At 56.8% G+C, this 16979-nt stretch carries 15 protein-coding genes; 14 read left to right on the top strand and 1 reads right to left on the bottom strand.

The window, feature by feature from the left end; all coding sequences use genetic code 11:
• Nucleotides 1-35: 35 nt before the first annotated feature.
• From F552_RS0113770 to F552_RS0113755, 5 genes are all read left to right on the top strand, one after another.
• A complete protein-coding gene (locus F552_RS0113770; RefSeq protein WP_018152331.1) occupies nt 36-200 on the top strand; it encodes a rubredoxin in 165 nt (54 codons plus the stop codon).
• Between the two features lie 82 nt (nt 201-282).
• Entirely contained in the window at nt 283-1422 is a 1140-nt protein-coding gene (locus tag F552_RS0113765; RefSeq protein WP_018152330.1) for an FAD-dependent oxidoreductase, read from the top strand.
• 115 nt (nt 1423-1537) lie between these two features.
• On the top strand, nt 1538-1930 hold the full coding sequence (locus tag F552_RS0113760; protein ID WP_156802333.1) for a hypothetical protein: 393 nt from the start codon (nt 1538-1540) through the stop codon (nt 1928-1930).
• Nucleotides 1931-2105: 175 nt separating this feature from the next.
• Nucleotides 2106-2237 carry a hypothetical protein gene (locus F552_RS20995; protein WP_281168691.1) on the top strand — a complete coding sequence of 44 codons (132 nt, stop codon included), beginning with the start codon at nt 2106-2108 and terminating at the stop codon, nt 2235-2237.
• A gap of 103 nt (nt 2238-2340) precedes the next feature.
• Nucleotides 2341-3660, top strand: coding sequence for a glutamine synthetase family protein (locus tag F552_RS0113755; protein ID WP_018152328.1), 1320 nt, complete (start codon nt 2341-2343; stop codon nt 3658-3660).
• 78 nt (nt 3661-3738) lie between these two features.
• Here the strand turns inward: F552_RS0113755 and F552_RS0113750 are convergent, their stop codons facing one another.
• Nucleotides 3739-4599, bottom strand: a complete 861-nt coding sequence (locus F552_RS0113750) for a 23S rRNA (adenine(2030)-N(6))-methyltransferase RlmJ (protein ID WP_018152327.1) — start codon at nt 4597-4599, stop codon at nt 3739-3741.
• A gap of 136 nt (nt 4600-4735) precedes the next feature.
• Here F552_RS0113750 and F552_RS0113745 point away from each other — a divergent pair, with 136 nt between their 5' ends.
• The 9 genes from F552_RS0113745 (at nt 4736) to iscR (ending at nt 16940) form a co-directional block, all read left to right on the top strand.
• On the top strand, nt 4736-5989 hold the full coding sequence (locus F552_RS0113745) for an Hsp70 family protein (RefSeq protein WP_018152326.1): 1254 nt from the start codon (nt 4736-4738) through the stop codon (nt 5987-5989).
• Nucleotides 5990-6128: 139 nt separating this feature from the next.
• Nucleotides 6129-7247: a tRNA guanosine(34) transglycosylase Tgt gene (gene tgt / locus F552_RS0113740; protein ID WP_018152325.1), complete on the top strand. Its 1119-nt coding sequence runs from the start codon at nt 6129-6131 to the stop codon at nt 7245-7247.
• Between the two features lie 154 nt (nt 7248-7401).
• The gene (locus F552_RS0113735; RefSeq protein ID WP_169333603.1) at nt 7402-10179 is read left to right on the top strand and encodes a M16 family metallopeptidase; all 2778 of its coding nucleotides are present in this window, start codon (nt 7402-7404) and stop codon (nt 10177-10179) included.
• Nucleotides 10180-10276: 97 nt separating this feature from the next.
• Complete coding sequence (locus tag F552_RS19425; protein ID WP_018152323.1) at nt 10277-12283, top strand: site-specific recombinase; 2007 nt, start codon at nt 10277-10279, stop codon at nt 12281-12283.
• A 162-nt stretch (nt 12284-12445) separates the two neighbouring features.
• Nucleotides 12446-12766, top strand: a complete 321-nt coding sequence (gene yajC / locus F552_RS0113725; RefSeq protein ID WP_018152322.1) for a preprotein translocase subunit YajC — start codon at nt 12446-12448, stop codon at nt 12764-12766.
• Nucleotides 12767-12823: 57 nt separating this feature from the next.
• A complete protein-coding gene (gene secD, locus F552_RS0113720) occupies nt 12824-14662 on the top strand; it encodes a protein translocase subunit SecD (protein ID WP_018152321.1) in 1839 nt (612 codons plus the stop codon).
• Nucleotides 14663-14733: 71 nt separating this feature from the next.
• Entirely contained in the window at nt 14734-15666 is a 933-nt protein-coding gene (secF, locus tag F552_RS0113715) for a protein translocase subunit SecF (RefSeq protein WP_018152320.1), read from the top strand.
• Nucleotides 15667-15772: 106 nt separating this feature from the next.
• Nucleotides 15773-16405, top strand: coding sequence for a DedA family protein (locus F552_RS0113710; RefSeq protein WP_018152319.1), 633 nt, complete (start codon nt 15773-15775; stop codon nt 16403-16405).
• Nucleotides 16406-16469: 64 nt separating this feature from the next.
• Nucleotides 16470-16940, top strand: a complete 471-nt coding sequence (gene iscR, locus F552_RS0113705) for a Fe-S cluster assembly transcriptional regulator IscR (protein WP_018152318.1) — start codon at nt 16470-16472, stop codon at nt 16938-16940.
• Nucleotides 16941-16979 lie beyond the last annotated feature (39 nt).

Raw genomic sequence — 16979 nt, 5'->3', positions numbered from 1 at the left:
CTTGTTAAATCAGACCGATATCAGGAGAATCCAGAATGAAAACTTGGCAATGTATTGTATGTGGCTATATTTATGATGAAACCGCAGGTGATCCGGATCACGGCATTGCTGCCGGCACCCGCTGGGATGACGTACCCGACGACTGGGCCTGTCCGGATTGCGGCGTCGCCAAAGCAGACTTCGAGATGGTCGAAATCTGATGAACTTTCCCCTCTGGTGCGATCCATCGTGCCAGAGGGCATTTAAACGTATCCGGTCTCTGCACCCACACAAGGAAGCACCATGCACCCTGTCATCATCATCGGTACCGGTCTGGCGGGTTACAGTGTCGCCAGAGAGCTCCGCAAGCTCGATCCGGCGCAACCTATCACGCTCATCAGCGCCGATGCCGGGGATTTCTACGCCAAGCCCATGTTGTCCAACGCCTTTGCCCAGGGGAAAAATGCCCCCCAGCTGGTGAATACACCAATGGAAAAAATGGCAGAACAACACCAGTTAACCATTCTGGCGCATACCCGGGTGGTCAGCATTGATGTGGCTGGCAAAACCGTGCACACCGTGAATGACGCCTTGCCCTACCACAAGCTGGTGCTGGCCATCGGCGCAGACCCGATCCGCCTGCCGCTGGGCGGCAACGGTGCGGACGAGGTACTCTCGGTCAACGATATTGCCGATTATGGCGTATTCCGCGGGCGTCTGGAGGGCAAGCAGCATGTCACGATTCTGGGGGGCGGCCTGATTGGCTGTGAGTTTGCCAACGATCTGGCAAGTGCGGGTTATCAGGTCACCGTGGTAGACCCCGGTACGCATCCGTTGTCGAGTCTGATACCGCAAGGTGCGGGGCAGGAAGTGCAACAGGCGCTGGAAAGCCTCGGTGTGCAGTTTCACTTCGGTCGTAGTGTCCAGGTGGCCGATATCGCAGCCGATGGCGATGGTTTTACCCTGACAGAAGACAACGGCGACATTCTGGATACCGATATCGTCTTGTCCGCCGTTGGGTTGCGGCCACGGACCACGCTGGCCCAGTCTGCCGGCTTACCGACTAATCGTGGCATAGTGGCGGATGCCACTTTGCGTGTGGCTGACGACGTGTATGCCATCGGTGATTGTGCCGAAATTGACGGACAATGGCGTCCGTATGTGATGCCCATCACCACGGCAGCCAGATCGCTGGCACAAACGCTGCACGGAACCGAGACCCCGGTTCACTTTCCGGCCATGCCGGTGCTGGTCAAAACCCCGGCCTGCCCGCTGCTGGTAAACCCGCCGCCCAGAGGCGAAACGGGTGAATGGCAGCAGGAGGTCGCGGAAGGCGGCAGCATCTGGCAGTTCATTAATCAGGCCGGGCTGATGACCGGGTTTGTCCTGACGGGAAAAATCATTGCCGCCAATCGTCAGCGAATGATCAGTGCATTGCGTTAAACAGAGTAAGCTTTGACGATATTGCCGTAAAAGCGGTTAAAGCATGGAACCATGCCTGCGTGTAACCGCTCTATTGGCTAGGTCGTCAGATTTTTTACTTACTCATGGAAATCCTATGCGCAAACTCTTACCTGTCGCGTTAATGCTGTGTGCCTTGACGGCCGGGGCCGAAAACTGGATCTCGGTCGGCAACGATAACCGGGTCGATCTGGATGCCGTCAAACGCAACGGTGACCTGCTGACCTACGCCATCCGCTGGGATAGCCCGACCCCGCCCGAAGAATACGTGTTTACCGAGATCGAAACCAACTGCAAAACCGGTGATACCCACTTCCCGCGTGTGTTCTTCCACAAGAAAACCGGGCCGCAAGGCTACCAGCCCACCACGGGCGATGAAGTCAAGCATGCCGTACCGGAAGAAGGCACGGTTGTGTCTGTGTTGAACCACCAGCTCTGCAGTGGCAAAGCAACGGCTGCTTCTATCGAGCGCATTTTGCTGGGTGAGTAACGGATACCTGGCGTGATGCTGGCTGTCATATACAATCCCCCTGCTGCCCGCTAACCGGCAGCAGGGGGATTTTTCTTGGTGCGGTCATATCATCGGTCGCAAGGTTGACAGCCAGTGCGTTAATCGTTAACGTCACCATTCATTATCCGGCAACTTACCAAAGGGGAGGCGACACATGCAGTTACGCAACACGCATGCCTTTGTGGTTCCCCGTTGCCTGCCGCACCATCTCCCCGCGCCTTCGCGCTTTGCGCCCGCATTATCCATCGGCTTTTTTGTTCAGCCGTTTACCTCCGTCGGTTACTAGGGTTTCTCTGGCTGACATCCCGTTGGCCTGATTCATTCATCGTACATTTTTTGCATGTGGCGTTTGCTGCATGCCTTATCGACCATGAAATGGAAACCCTGATATGGATATGAATGCCTGGCTGGAAGCCCATGCCATTCGCAAAATCGAATGTTTGTTCCCGGACATGACGGGGACTGCCCGTGGCAAATCTTTACCAATAGAAACCTTTCGCAATCTTTCGGAGCTGCGCTTCCCGATGGTGGGCGTGGTACAGAGCGTCACTGGCGACTGTTTGCAAGAGCTGGTGCCAGAAGTGGACCCAGACATGATCCTGGTGCCGGATACCGGGTCGTTGCGACAAATCCCTTGGGCCAAGGAGCCCACCGCCTTGCTGATTCATGACTGTGTGCATGAAGACGGCTCGCTGGTAGAGCTGGCGCCGCGTAATGTGCTGAAGCGGGTGCTGGCCCGCTATGAGGCCATCGGCCTGCAGCCGGTGGTGGCACCCGAAATGGAATTTTACTTTCTGGCGGCCAGAACCCACGCCGACGAACCACTGAGCCCGCCGGTTGGCACAGCCAGCAGCGAGGTACGGCAACCTTACTCGATCGAGACCCTGGCTAGTCTGGAAGCGGTACTGGATGACATCCAGCGTTACTGCCAGCAGTTGAATATTCAGGCCGATACCGTCCTGCATGAAGTCGGGCGCGGGCAGGTAGAAATCAACCTGTTGCATGGCGATGCCCTGGCCTTGGCCGACCAGACCTTCCTGTTCAAGCGGGTCGTCAAAGAGGCGGCTCGTCAGCACGGACTTGCTTGCACCTTTATGGCCAAACCGTTTGCGGAAGACGCCGGCAGCGCCATGCACATCCACCAGAGTCTGGTAGACGCCAAGACCGGGCGGAATGCTTTCAGTACCCCAGATGGCGGCGATGCCCCCCGCTTTGCCCACTACATTGCCGGTCTGCAACGCTACTTGCCGGATGCCATCCTGTTATTGGCGCCCTATGTGAATTCGTTGCGGCGGCTGGCGCCTTATACGGCGGCGCCGATCAATGTGGAGTGGGGGGTAGACAACCGTACATGCGGTCTGCGTGTACCCAGAAGTTCTGCGGCGGCGCGTCGGGTAGAGAACCGTTTGCCGGGTGTCGATGCCAACCCGTATCTGGCAATGGCCGTTACGCTGGCTTGCGGGCTCCTGGGCATGCAACAGGAACTCATGCCCACACCGGCACTGACAGACAGCGCCTATGGTCGCCCGTTTGCCTTCCCTAGGACGATGCACGAGGCCATCGACCGATTGGCAGCCGCTGATGCGTTGGCCGACATGCTGGGGCCGCATTTTGTGAAAACCTACTGTGAACTGAAAACCACGGAACTGAAAGCGTTTAACCGGGAAGTCACGCCTTGGGAGATGCGCTACCTGACCCACGCTGTGTAGGGAAGGGGATTGCACCATCGGTAACGGCCGGTAGACCTTTGCCGATGGTGTGTTACAGGATGAGCAAACAGACAGGGCTTAGCTGCTGGCAGACTCCAGCACAAAATCTGCGCCACGGTCATTGCCCAGCAGTTTTTTCAGAACCGGCATGCAGTCTTTTAGTGTGGCTTCCAGCGTATAGGGCGGGTTGACGATGAACATGCCGCTACCATACATGCCAAAGCCGTCCTCGCGTGGTGTATCGACCTGCAGCGATACATTGATCCAGCCTTTGACAGGCAGTTGTTTGAGTTTGTCGACCATCTGCTGCCAGCCCGGACGCTGCAACTGCGGATACCAGATGGCGTAGGTGCCGGTAGCAAAACGGCGGATGGCCTCCTGCATCGCTTTGACCACGGTCTGGTAATCCTGCTTGTCTTCATAAGGCGGGTCGATCAGCACCACGGCCCGGCGGGTGGGCGGCGGCAATACGGCTTTCAGTCCGGCAAAGCCGTCACCGTGCTGTACCAGTACCGGCCGGCCGGAACCCAGCATGTGCAGCTCGTCAAACGTCGCGTTCAGCAGCTCAACATCCGACGGATGCAGCTCAAACAGACGCATCTTGTCATCCAGTCGTAACCAGTGTTTGGCCACCCACGGGGAACCCGGGTACAGCTGCAACTGGCCCTTGGCGTTATCCTGCTTGATGATCTCGACAAAGCGGGCCAGCGGGGCCGGCAGGGCAGGCTCATTCCACAAACGGGCGATCCCGCTCTGGAATTCAGCGTTTTTGGTGGCAAAGCCGGTCGACAGGTCATACCGGCCAGCGCCAGCATGGGTATCAATGTACCACCAGGGTTTGTCCTTCTGGTTCATGTAAAGAAGCAGTTCCTGCAAGACCAGATGCTTAAGGACATCGGCGTGGTTGCCGGCGTGAAAGGCGTGGCGATAACTTAGCATGATACTCAGGCTTTAACGGGTAAAAGCAGATTGTACTGTATGCTGTCGTATCCTCACCAATCCGGATGCTATAAAACGCAAATGGCGGCAGATTTCTGCTAACCTACGCGGCCCTTTTCAAGAATGGACACACTGGATGGCACGCGCTTGTGGCATTGACTTTGGCACTTCTAACTCGACAGTCGGCTGGCTGCGGCCGGATGCGCCCATCCTGCTCCCGCTGGAAGACGGGAAAGTTACTTTGCCGAGTGTGGTGTTCTTCAATGCCGAGGAAAACAGCGCCCATTTTGGTCGCGATGCGCTTAACGAATACCTGACCGGCTATGAAGGCCGCCTGATGCGGTCGCTGAAAAGCATTCTGGGTACCAGCCTGATCGAAGGCCAGACCGAGGTGATGGGGCGGGCGCTGAAGTTTCGTGACCTGCTAAGCTATTTTATCGGCGAGCTGAAAACCCGTGCCGAAGCCGCCGGCAAGCATGAATTCCGTCAGGTGGTGATGGGGCGTCCGGTGCACTTTGTGGATGACGATACCAAGGCCGACCAGCTGGCTGAAGACACGCTGGCCGGTATCGCCCGTGCCTGCGGGTTTGAAGAGGTCAGTTTCCAGTTCGAGCCGATTGCCGCTGCCTTCGATTACGAGCAGCAGATTTCCTCTGAGGAGCTGGTGCTGATTGTGGATATCGGCGGGGGGACATCGGACTTCTCGCTGGTGCGCCTGTCGCCTGAGCGTCGTCGGCAAGTCGACCGCAAGGCAGATATTCTGGGTAACGCCGGTGTGCACATTGGCGGGACCGACTTTGACCGCCGTTTGAGCCTGGAAACCGTCATGCCCTTGCTGGGCTACCGCACCGGGCTCAAGCACCGCAATGCTGAAATTCCTTCCAGCTATTATTTTAATCTGGCGACCTGGCACACCATCAACTTTGCCTATACCCGCAAAGTCTGGGCTGAGCTGCAAGATGTCTTGCGGGATGTGGCCGAACCGGTCAAGTTCAATCGTCTGCTGAAACTGATTGATGACAAGGCCGGACACGAACTGGCCATGCGCATTGAGGCCGCCAAAATCACCTTGTCGAGCGATCAGCAAACCGACATTGATCTGGATCTGGCAGAACCGGGCTTGACCCATGGCATCACCCAACAGGATTTCTTCCAGGCCATCGATCCGGAAGTGGACCGTGTTGCCGCCACCGTGGACGAGATGCTGAAAACCGCCGGCTTGTCGGCCGCGCATATCGACACCGTCTTTTTTACCGGGGGTTCCAGCGGGATCCCGCATCTGCGCGCCAAGATTGCCGCCGTGCTGCCGGAAGCCCGGCACGTAGAGGGCGACCTGTTCGGCAGTATCGGTGCCGGGCTGGCCATTGATGCCGCCCGTCGCTACGGCTGATCAAACGGTCAGGCAGCGCCAACTTGGTGTAAAATAACGTTTTTTTGCCGCACATATCGTGTGTGGGCGTTGATTAACCGCCGGTCTGTTTTACCGGCAGGTCTGCGGTTTGTGCCTGCAAACCGCATCAGGAGTTAGCATGTCTTTGAAATTCACCCTTCACAAAACCGAGGGCAAAGCCCGCCGGGCAACCGTCCAGCTGAACCACGGCAATGTTGAAACCCCTGCTTTCATGCCGGTGGGTACCTACGGCACCGTCAAGGCCATGGCGCCTAACGAGCTGCACGACATTGGTGCCCATATCGTCTTGGGCAACACGTTCCACCTGTGGCTGCGCCCGGGGCTGGACGTCATTGCCGCCCATGGTGGCTTGCATCAGTTCATGGGCTGGGACAAACCGATCCTGACCGACTCGGGCGGCTTTCAGGTATTCAGCCTGGGGGCACTGCGCAAGATTACCGAAGAAGGGGTCAAGTTTCAGAGCCCGATCAACGGTGACAAGTGCTTCCTGACACCAGAAGAATCCATGCGTATCCAGACGGTGCTCAATTCAGACATCGTGATGATTTTTGACGAATGCACCCCTTATCCGGCCGATGTCAAACAGGCCGGAGACTCCATGCGCCTGTCTAAGCGCTGGGCGCGCCGTTCGCGTGACGAGTTTGATCGCCTGGAAAACCCGAATGCCTTGTTCGGCATTGTCCAGGGCGGCATGCACGAAGGCCTGCGCGATGAGTCACTGGCGGCGCTGGTGGACATCGGCTTCCACGGTTTTGCCATCGGCGGCCTGTCGGTGGGCGAACCCAAAGAAGACTTTGCCCGCATTCTGGCGCATACCGCACCACAACTGCCAACCGACAAACCGCGTTACCTGATGGGCGTGGGCACACCGGAAGATCTGGTGTATGCCGTCAGCCAGGGCGTGGACATGTTCGACTGCGTCATGCCAACCCGTAATGCCCGCAATGGCTGGCTGTTTACCCGTTTTGGCGATATCAAGATCAAAAACGCCAAGCATCGCCTGTCTACCCGTCCGCTGGACGATACCTGCACCTGCTACGCCTGCAAGAACTTCTCGCGCGGCTATCTGCACCACCTGCACCGTACCGGTGAAATTCTGGGCGCACGACTCAATACCATCCATAACCTGCACTACTACCAGCAACTGATGCGTGAAATGCGCGGGGCACTGGATGAAGGCCGCTTCGAATTGTATAAAAAACAGTTTGCGGAAGAGCGCGCCAGCGGAACTGATTAACCGCCCGTCTTTCTAATCCGGTAACCCTGCTGCATGTCTGTTTTGCAGGGGTACCGGGCAAATCGCCCAAATGATGCAGCGTGCAGTACCTGCGTGCATCATTTGGGCGTTGTTTATTGTATGCTGCTGTAATTACCTGATATCGGAGTCTCTTGTGGTTCTTCGCCGGTTCTTTCTTGCGCTGTTAAGTAGCGTGCCTGTCTGGTTGCAGGCCGCAACATTGCAACCCCATCCTGATATTCTGCAAGGCCAGTTACCCAACGGGGTGAAGTACCTGATCCAGAAAAATGCCTTGCCGGCCAACAAACTGGAACTGCGGCTGGTCATGCAGGCCGGGTCCATCGGAGAAACCGAACAGCAGCGCGGCTATGCCCACTTTGTCGAGCATATGGCGTTCCAGCACACCCGCCATTTCCAGAAGCAAAGCGTGGGCCAATTCATCGAATCGCTCGGCATGCGTATCGGGCCAGACTCCAATGCCTATACCGGTTTTAACGAGACCGTCTACATGCTGCCGGTACCTGCCAACGAACCCGAGAAACTGAAAAAATCCTTTACCTTGCTGGCAGACTGGGTGGACGGCATCCGTTTTGACCCCGCAGAAGCCCGCAAAGAAGCACACGTCATTACCGAAGAATGGCGGCTGAGCGAACACCAGCGCCAGCAGATGGAACCCTATGAAAACGTACTGATGGCCGGTTCTGCCTATCTGAAGCGTCGTCCCATCGGCGACATGTCGCTGGTCGGCAAGGCAGACATCAAGCAACTCGAAGACTTCTACCATCGCGAATACCGCCCCGAGCGCGCGACCATCATCGCCGTGGGAGATGCCGAACCGAAACAGATAGAACAGCTGATCCGGCAAGCTTTTCAGGACATGCCAGCATCCAGTCCACGCCTGGAAGCTGCGCCGCCGTTGTTGCCGCTTTCCGCCTTGCCAGGCGTGGTCATCAACCGCTATGACGAACTGCAAGACCCTCTGATCCGTGTGCTGTATCCGTCTGTCCGCCTGCCGGTCGATACCGAAGACGCGCTGCAAAAAGGACTGGCCATTCAGCTGGCACTGGACATGTTTACCCGCCGCATCATGCTGCAGGCCGAGTCGGCCGACTACCCGATTACCAAGGGTGGCAGCTTGTCGGATGAACTGGTAGACCGTCGGGATTCTGCCGGTATGGTGGTGATTCCGCGTAATGGCCAGATCGTACCGGCCTGGCAGCGTCTGCAGCAGGAAATCGCCCGCGTCAGTCGCGACGGGTTTACCCGTGCCGAGTATCTGCAAGCCCAGAAAAACCTGTTGACCACCATGCAGCAGGAAGTGACAGAAGCCAAAGCCACCGAGTCTGATCAACTGGCATCACAGTGGCTGCATGATGTCCTGCAGCAGAATGTTCCGACGTCACCAGCACAAATGCTGGCGGCAGCCCAGCACTGGTTTGACAGCGACCGCCTGCCGGACGTGAACGAAAGCTTCCGTGCCACCGTGCAAGCCCGCCAGAAGCTGGTCAACGTCATCGTGCCTGCACAGACGCCGCTGGCCTCGGTCGACGCCCGACAGTTCGAAAATACTCCGCAACTGGCGGCCTTGCCAGCTTGGCAGGAAAAGTCGGTGGGCAGCCTGACGGCGCAGCAAGTCACCCCGGGGACCATCTTGCAGCGTACCCGCTTGCAAGAAGGCATCTGGCAGTATCGTCTGTCCAATGGCATTACGCTGTACTTCAAACCCAGCCAGAACACACCGCAGAAAGTGCAACTGCTCGCCTACGCACAGGGCGGAGCAGCGACACTGCCACCCCAGGATTTTACCGCCAGCCTGTTGCTGGATGACGTGCTCAACCAGAGTGGGGCGGGCAGTTTTTCCCTGTCCGACCTTGATAACATCCTGACCGGCAAGGCCGTGGATGTCCGCGCCTGGGTCAGCAGCTACGAACAAGGCTTGTCTGCCTCGGCCAGAACGCCGGATCTGGAAGACATGCTGGCACTGGTGCATCTGGGGCTGACCCAGCCAAGGCTGGATGATGTGGTGATTCAGGACGTGAAACAAAGCCAGATCAAGTCCATCCAGCAGGAAGATACCCGCATGTACAACCAGGCACTGAATGCCTTGGGGACCAAAATCTGGCAGGGCGATTTCCGCAAAAAACCGCTAGACCCTGCCGCCGTGACGGCGGTGACCCAAGACCAGTTGACCCGGCTGACCCGCCAGATGTTCCAGCAGTCCGGACCATGGACATTTGTGATGGTGGGGGATGCCGAGCCGGCCCAGGTGGAGTCGCTGGCCGCTCATTGGCTGGCCAGCCTGCCGGACAATCATCCTGCAATAGCGCCTGTAAAAGATCTGGTGCCTACCGGTGGCTTCCGGGAGATCCGCCAGAACACGGCGGAGACCCAGCAGTTCGACGCCAAAGACCGCAGCCAGACCACCATCCTGATCCGCACCCCGGCTCCCACCGGTATTACCGCGTCGTTGCAGCGCCAGTTGCTGGATGATGTGCTCTCCCAGCGGCTGGAACAGGTGCTCCGGCAGCAATATGCGCTGGTGTATAGCGTGGCGGTGTCATCGGAAATTCGTCGCCATGAAGGGTTCCGCGCTGATATCGATTTTTCCAGTAAGTCGGACAATGCCGCCGCTGCCCTGAATGCTGCGCTGGACGTCATCCGCGCGGTGCGGGAGCAAGGCATCTCTACCTCAGAATGGGAGGCTGCCCAGCAGCGTCTGGTCCGTGTCTGGTCAGAAGCCGAAAAGAGCGACAGTGCCATTTTGTCGACCCTTGCCAGCAACTTGCGTAATCAGGAACCCTTGATGAGCATTGCCGAGCGTATCCGCCAGCTGGGCTTGATCAGCCGGGATCAGGTCAACGAAGCCGCGCGCCAGTGGCTATCGGACAAAGCCATCTCGGTCGTTCAGGTTAACCCTTTCTCAGGAACCTAATTCCGATCTGGGCGTCCATTTTAAGAGTGTCGCCCCGTTATGCATCAATGGCACGACGGGGCTTGCTTGCTGTTTCAACAACAAGGACAGGCTTTTAATGGATGCATTGCTAAATAAACTGCTGCTCAGGCCAGAGGCGTGTGATGCCCGCTGGCTGGTACAACTGGTCGATCTCCTTCGACCTTCAAAGGCAACCGATGTTGCCCTGGTCAAAGACCGGATTCGCTCACTGTGTTACCTCCTCGCCCAACGCCCCGATTTCCGCCGTGCCCTGCAAGACTACCTGATCAAACTGTTGCTGGATCGCAAACTGGTCCATGTGCTGACCGATACCGGCATCCAGGGCAACCGCGGCTTCTGGAGCGCGCTCTGGCAACGGGTGGCATACCGCATTTTGCCGCCGGAAACCAACCAGGCCTACCTCAAGGATCTGCTGGGCGAGGTGTTTTACCGGAAAAACGATTACATCTGGGTGCAGGGTGTCGGGATGGAAACCTGGCAAACCCTGTTCCAGTATGTCTGGCACCGGCAGGCGAATACCCGAAAACTGCACCGGCACATGCTGATGGAAACACTGGAAGCCTTGCAGGTGCTCTCCTACCGGGTCAGCGCCATCGGTCTGGAGCCAGAGCTGGTCAGGAATTACCCCGATATCGAACGCTACGAATCCCCCTTTGTCCGGCAGAATGTGGAAACCATGCGGTTTATCCAGCATTACCACCACACCGTCGTCAACTTGCAGGATCGCCGCACCGATGCGCGGCACATTCTAGTGCTGCTATCCCAGTGTGAAACCATCATGCAGAAGATCCGCAAGCATGCGGCCACCCACGGGGTCAGCGTCAGCCTGACCCGCCTGCTACTGCGGCTGACCCAAAGCATTGACCGCATCCGCCATCTGCTGACGATCCTGGACGAGCGGAAACCGGCTGCCTGGCGGCAGGAGGCCGTTCAGCTGGTGTTCGGCCTGGTCGAGGCCGATAACCGCAAGTTCAGCCTGCGCGACCTGCTCAAGACCAATACCGAGCTACTGGCATTGCAGGTCACAGAGCATGCAGGCAGAACCGGCGAGCATTACGTGACCACCACACGCTCAGAATGGCTATCCATGCTGCGCTCTGCGATGGGGGCCGGCTTGGTAATCGGCTTCATGGCCTGGCTCAAGATACTGGCGTCCAGACTCGACCTGGCACCGTTTGGCTATGCCGCCCTCTACAGCCTTAACTACGGGCTTGGTTTTGTGTTGATTCATATTCTGCACTTTACCGTGGCCACCAAACAGCCCGCCATGACTGCAAGTAAAATAGCGGCCAGCATGGATAATGCCGCCGCTAAAGGCAAACAGCAGCTGGACGAGCTGACCGACCTGTGCGTACAGGTGGCGAGATCCCAATTTATCGCCATTGTCGGTAATATCATGGTCGCCATTCCGGTGGCGATGACGATTGCCGCGCTGGTTGGCGAGTTCACTGGCAAACCGTTTGCCAACCCCGAGAAAATCGCCCATTTGCTGCATGATCTCGACCCGATTCATAGTCTGGCCTTGCTGCATGCAGCCATCGCGGGGGTATGCCTGTTCCTGTCCGGGCTCATTTCCGGCTACTACGATAATAAATCCACCTACAATCGCATCCCCGAGCGTCTGGCCAGACTAGGCTGGCTGAACCGCCTGCTGGGCGCACGGCGAGTAGCGACCGTGACGACGTATATTGGCAACAACCTGGGGGCATTGACCGGTAATTTCTTTTTCGGCTGCATGCTGGGTACCATCGGTACGCTGGGTTACATGTTTGGTCTGCCACTGGATATTCGTCATATTGCCTTTTCAAGTGCCAACTGGGCCTTTTCGATGGTGGCCAGCGGGTTTGATGTCCCGCTGCAGGTCGCCTTGCTGACGCTGGCCGGCTTCCTGATGGTCGGCATGGTCAATTTGCTGGTCAGTTTTTCCCTGGCCTTGACCGTTGCCATCCGCTCCCGCGGGGGCAGCTTTGGCCAGGGCCGTGCCTTGCTGGCACGCTTGGGCCGCCGGTTCCTGGAGACGCCGCTGGCCTTCTTTGTGCCGCCCAAAGCAGAGGTTCCGCCAGAGACGGAACCAAAAAGCTGACCAAAAAGTCAAATTCCGTCCGGCAGACTTGTGGTTTTTGACATCGCCCCGATATGTCCCCATAGCGGGTTTTGCTGCTAACCGCTAGAATGCCGGTTTGATGCTCGTACCAGAAGTACCTGCAAGACCTCAATTTTAGACAAATCAAGGATGTGAATTACCATGTGGATTACTTCTGCTTTCGCTGCTGGCGGCCCGACTGATGGCTCCGGCATTGTGCAATTCTTGCCAATGATCGTTATTTTTGCAGCGTTCTACTTTATCCTGATCCGTCCACAACAGAAAAAAGCCAAAGAACACCGTGCCATGCTCGACGCATTGCAAAAAGGCGATGAAGTCGTGACCAGCGGTGGAGTTGTCGGCAAACTGGTGAAAGTGTCAGACCAGTTCGTGACTGTTGAAATCGCCGCTAATACAGAAGTTGTGCTTCAGCGTTCTGCCATCTCCGGCAAGCTGGAAAAAGGCACCATCAAGTCTCTGTAATTTCCCTGTCTCACAAAATATCGGGTGCTTGCGCACCCGATGTCACTGGAAAACGCCATGAACCGTTTCCCGTTATGGAAAAACCTGATGATTGGCCTGTTTTTGCTGGCCGGTCTTCTTTATACATTGCCGAACCTGTTCGGCGAAGCGCCTGCTGTTCAGGTTTCCCCGCTAAAAGCAACCGCCAAGGTTGACGAAGCCATGCTGGCCAAGGTCGAACAGACCCTTACGGCTGCGCACGTTGCCTATAATGGCCTGGAACTGGAAACCAACGGTGCCAAAGTCCGCTTTGCCGATACCGAAACCCAGCTAAAAGCCAAAGACATCCTGCAAAACGCCTTTGGCGACAGCTACGTGGCCGCGCTGAACCTGGTGCCAAATACGCCAAACTGGTTGCGCAGCATGGGTGGTCACCCGATGTTCCTGGGGCTGGATTTGCGCGGTGGCGTGCACTTCATGCTGGAACTGGACATGAAGGCTGCCATCGACAAAACCATGGAAGGCCATGCACGCGATATCCGCATGACGCTCAAAGATCGCAAGATCCGCTACGTCAATGTGGTGCGTGATACCGATACCACCACGGTCAAGTTCCGTGATAGCGACGCGCTGGAAGCGGCCTTTCCGGTCCTGAAAGCCAAACTGACCGGCATTGGCCTCAGCAAATCGACGGACGGTGGCGAGTTCCGCATTATTGCCAAACTGTCTCCAGAAGAACTGACCGCCGTTCGCAAGGCCGCTGTAGAGCAGAACATTGCCACCCTGCGCAGCCGGGTGAATGAACTGGGCGTTTCCGAGCCGATCATCCAGCAGCAGGGCGCAGACCGCATCGTGGTGCAGTTGCCAGGCGTGCAGGATACGGCCAAGGCAAAAGACCTGATCGGCCGTACCGCAGCGCTGGAAGTGCGTATGGTGGTGGCGGACTGGCGCAGCCCGGACGTGATGGAAGCCGCGCTTAAAGGTGACTTGCCACCTAACACCGTGCTGGTGGATGACAACGAGCCTTACAACCCGTTCAAGAAGCTGCTGCTCAAGGGCGATGTCGAGCTGACCGGTGACAATATCGAGAAGGCTGATCCTTCCTTTGATTCCCGTTCCGGCCAGCCTGCCGTGTCCATCAAGCTGGATTCTGTCGGTGCCGACATCTTTAAACAGCTGACCCGTGAAAACGTGGGCAAAACCATGGCCATGGTACTGATCGACCGCGGTCGTGCCGAGGTGATTACCGCACCGCGCATCAACGAAGAAATTGGTGGTGGTCAGGTGCAGATCTCGGGCGCCATGTCTCCGCAAGAAGCGGGCGATGTTGCCTTGCTGTTGCGTTCCGGTTCATTGGCCGCGCCGATGCATATCGTGGAAGAGCGCACCATTGGCCCGTCACTGGGTAAAGAGAACATCTCCCGTGGCTTCCACTCTACCTGGGTTGGTTTTGCGCTGGTGACGCTGCTGATGGTGGTGTACTACCGCGTGTTCGGGGTGATTTCTGTGGCTTCGCTGGCAGTGAACGTTTTGCTGCTGGTGGCGTTGCTGTCACTGTTGCAAGCTACACTGACCTTGCCGGGTATTGCCGCGATTGCGCTGGCACTGGGGATGGCGATTGACTCCAACGTGCTGATCAACGAGCGGATTCGCGAAGAGCTGCGTGCAGGCAATGCTCCACAAATCGCGATCAGCGAAGGTTACAAGCACGCCTGGGCGACGATTATCGACTCCAACGTGACAACCCTGATTGTTGGCCTGATGCTGATGATCTTCGGTACCGGTCCGGTTCGCGGTTTTGCCGTGGTGCACTGCCTGGGGATTCTGACCTCCATGTTCAGCGCGGTGCTGGTATCACGCGGTCTGGTCAACCTGATCTACGGTGGACGCAAGAAACTCAAAACCCTGTCGATTTGATCGGCTTGAATGGCTGGCAAACGCCAGCCGTGTATTCAACACAATTGACTGGTTTAAAAGGGAATTAAAACATGGAAATTTTCCATCCCAAAAAAGACATACCGTTCATGAGCTACGGCAAGCTCACCACGTTCATTTCGCTGGTGACGTTTCTGGTGGCCGTGTTCTTCCTGTTTAGCCGTGGCCTGCACTTCGGTGTCGACTTTACCGGCGGGACGGTACTGGAAGTTCAATATGCGCAGGCACCTAACCTCAACGTAGTGCGGGAAGACGTGCAAAAGCTCGGTTATACCGAAGTGGCGGTACAGACCTTCGGTACCTCGCGTGACGTGATGATCCGCTTGCCGCTCTCTAAGAGCGCCAATGCGGCCAAGCAAAGCGAGCAGGTACTGGCACTACTGAAAGCCAAAGACGCCTCTGCCACCCTGAAACGGGTCGAGTTTGTCGGCCCGCAGGTGGGGCAGGAGCTGGTGAGCAGTGGCCTTATCGCCATTGGTCTGGTGTGCGTCGGCATCATCATCTACCTGGCAATCCGCTTTGAATGGAAGTTCGCCGTTTCGGCCATTATCGCCAACATGCACGATGTGGTGATCATTCTGGGCTGCTTTGCGTTCTTCCAGTGGGAGTTCAACCTGACCGTGCTGGCCGCGGTTCTGGCGGTGCTGGGGTATTCCGTGAACGAATCCGTGGTGGTATTTGACCGGATTCGTGAAAACTTCCGTAAAGCGCGTAACAAGACGGTGACAGAAATCATCGACAACGCCATTACCACCACCATGAGCCGGACCATCCTGACGCACTTGTCGACCCAGCTGATGGTGACCTCCATGTTGTTTCTGGGGGGCGAAGTGCTGCATAACTTCGCACTGGCGCTGACCATCGGTATTCTGTTCGGTATTTATTCGTCGGTACTGGTGGCATCGCCGCTGCTGTTGATGTTTGGTGTCAAGCGCGAAGACTTCATCAAACCGAAGAAGAGCGAAGTCGAGCACGCATTGCCATAAATCCGCAGATTGACGCAATGCGCTAAAAGACAAGGCGGATGGGGGAACTCATCTGCCTGTTTTTTTGACCAATCTTTTTACGCCGGAACCCGCTGTCAGGACTACCATGTTTATTATTGATTTCATCCTGCATATCGATGTGCATCTGCAAGCCTTGTTTGCACAATATGGCCTGTGGATCTATGGCATCCTGTTTGCCATTGTCTTCTGCGAGACCGGGCTGATCGTCACCCCATTCCTGCCGGGGGATTCGCTCCTGTTTGCAGCCGGGGCATTGACGGTAGGTTCAGGGATGAGCCCCCACCTGCTGGTACTATTGCTGATCCTTGCCGCACTCTCGGGTGACAACGTCAATTATCTGGTCGGGCGCAAGCTGGGCATGACTTTGTTCTCCAATCCGGACTCCCGCATTTTCCGTCGGGATTATCTCGATCGTACCCATGCGTTTTTTGCCAAGCATGGCGGCAAGACCATCATCGCCGCCCGGTTTGTGCCGATCATCCGCACCTATGTACCGTTTACGGCAGGCGCGGGCGGACTCAGGTACCGCCGCTTTATCGGCTTTTCCGTACTGGGTGCAACACTATGGGTGACGCTGCTGGTGTATGCCGGCTATCTGTTCGGCAATTTGCCCTGGGTGCGTTCCAACTTTACGACCTTGATCCTGGCGATCATTGCCGTGTCTTTCCTGCCCATGGTGCTGGAGTACATCCGGCACAAGCGTGCCGGTATTAGTTGACCAAATTAATCGGGTATTCTACAATTGGGTATCCGTTAATTTTGTCAATGACAGGCTATCTCACATGCGTTTAACAACAAAAGGTCGTTTTGCAGTTACTGCGATGATCGATCTTGCGCTACGCTCATCGTGTGGCCCTGTCACACTGGCCGCGATTAGCGAAAGACAGAATATTTCGCTTTCTTACCTTGAGCAATTGTTCGGTAAGCTAAGACGCGCAGAACTGGTTGATAGTGTCCGTGGTCCGGGCGGCGGTTACTGCCTGGCAAAAGACACGGCATTGCTGTCGGTGGCAGACATCATCATGGCGGTCGACGAGCCTATTGATGCAACCCAGTGCGGCGGCAAAGAGAACTGCCTCGAAGATCGCCAGTGCATGACCCACGAACTGTGGAGCGGTCTGAACGAGACCATTTACAAGTTTCTGGCTTCTGTGACGCTGGCTGAACTGGTAGAGCAACAAAAGGCCAAACAGAAAGAAAGCTGTTCTGACACCAAGGTCCTGCAGGACAAGCGTCAGGCAGCAGCAGTATAAACCTAGCAGGTACGATGATACGCGGCAAAAACAGCGCCG

The organism is Leeia oryzae DSM 17879, assembly GCF_000376945.1.
In the GTDB taxonomy this organism is placed as follows: Bacteria; Pseudomonadota; Gammaproteobacteria; order Burkholderiales; family Leeiaceae; genus Leeia; species Leeia oryzae.
The sequence above is the reverse complement of the archived record's forward strand: the minus strand, read 5'-3'. Positions and strand labels throughout refer to the sequence as shown.

What these genes read in the sequence shown, in the direction of transcription:
- F552_RS0113770 (WP_018152331.1), top strand. Translation starts at nt 36, where the DNA reads ATGAAAACTTGGCAATGTATTGTATGTGGCTATATTTATGATGAAACC.
- F552_RS0113765 (WP_018152330.1), top strand. Translation starts at nt 283, where the DNA reads ATGCACCCTGTCATCATCATCGGTACCGGTCTGGCGGGTTACAGTGTC.
- F552_RS0113760 (WP_156802333.1), top strand. Translation starts at nt 1,538, where the DNA reads ATGCGCAAACTCTTACCTGTCGCGTTAATGCTGTGTGCCTTGACGGCC.
- F552_RS20995 (WP_281168691.1), top strand. Translation starts at nt 2,106, where the DNA reads ATGCAGTTACGCAACACGCATGCCTTTGTGGTTCCCCGTTGCCTGCCG.
- F552_RS0113755 (WP_018152328.1), top strand. Translation starts at nt 2,341, where the DNA reads ATGGATATGAATGCCTGGCTGGAAGCCCATGCCATTCGCAAAATCGAA.
- F552_RS0113750 (WP_018152327.1), bottom strand. Translation starts at nt 4,599, where the DNA reads ATGCTAAGTTATCGCCACGCCTTTCACGCCGGCAACCACGCCGATGTC.
- F552_RS0113745 (WP_018152326.1), top strand. Translation starts at nt 4,736, where the DNA reads ATGGCACGCGCTTGTGGCATTGACTTTGGCACTTCTAACTCGACAGTC.
- tgt (WP_018152325.1), top strand. Translation starts at nt 6,129, where the DNA reads ATGTCTTTGAAATTCACCCTTCACAAAACCGAGGGCAAAGCCCGCCGG.
- F552_RS19425 (WP_018152323.1), top strand. Translation starts at nt 10,277, where the DNA reads ATGGATGCATTGCTAAATAAACTGCTGCTCAGGCCAGAGGCGTGTGAT.
- yajC (WP_018152322.1), top strand. Translation starts at nt 12,446, where the DNA reads ATGTGGATTACTTCTGCTTTCGCTGCTGGCGGCCCGACTGATGGCTCC.
- secD (WP_018152321.1), top strand. Translation starts at nt 12,824, where the DNA reads ATGAACCGTTTCCCGTTATGGAAAAACCTGATGATTGGCCTGTTTTTG.
- secF (WP_018152320.1), top strand. Translation starts at nt 14,734, where the DNA reads ATGGAAATTTTCCATCCCAAAAAAGACATACCGTTCATGAGCTACGGC.
- F552_RS0113710 (WP_018152319.1), top strand. Translation starts at nt 15,773, where the DNA reads ATGTTTATTATTGATTTCATCCTGCATATCGATGTGCATCTGCAAGCC.
- iscR (WP_018152318.1), top strand. Translation starts at nt 16,470, where the DNA reads ATGCGTTTAACAACAAAAGGTCGTTTTGCAGTTACTGCGATGATCGAT.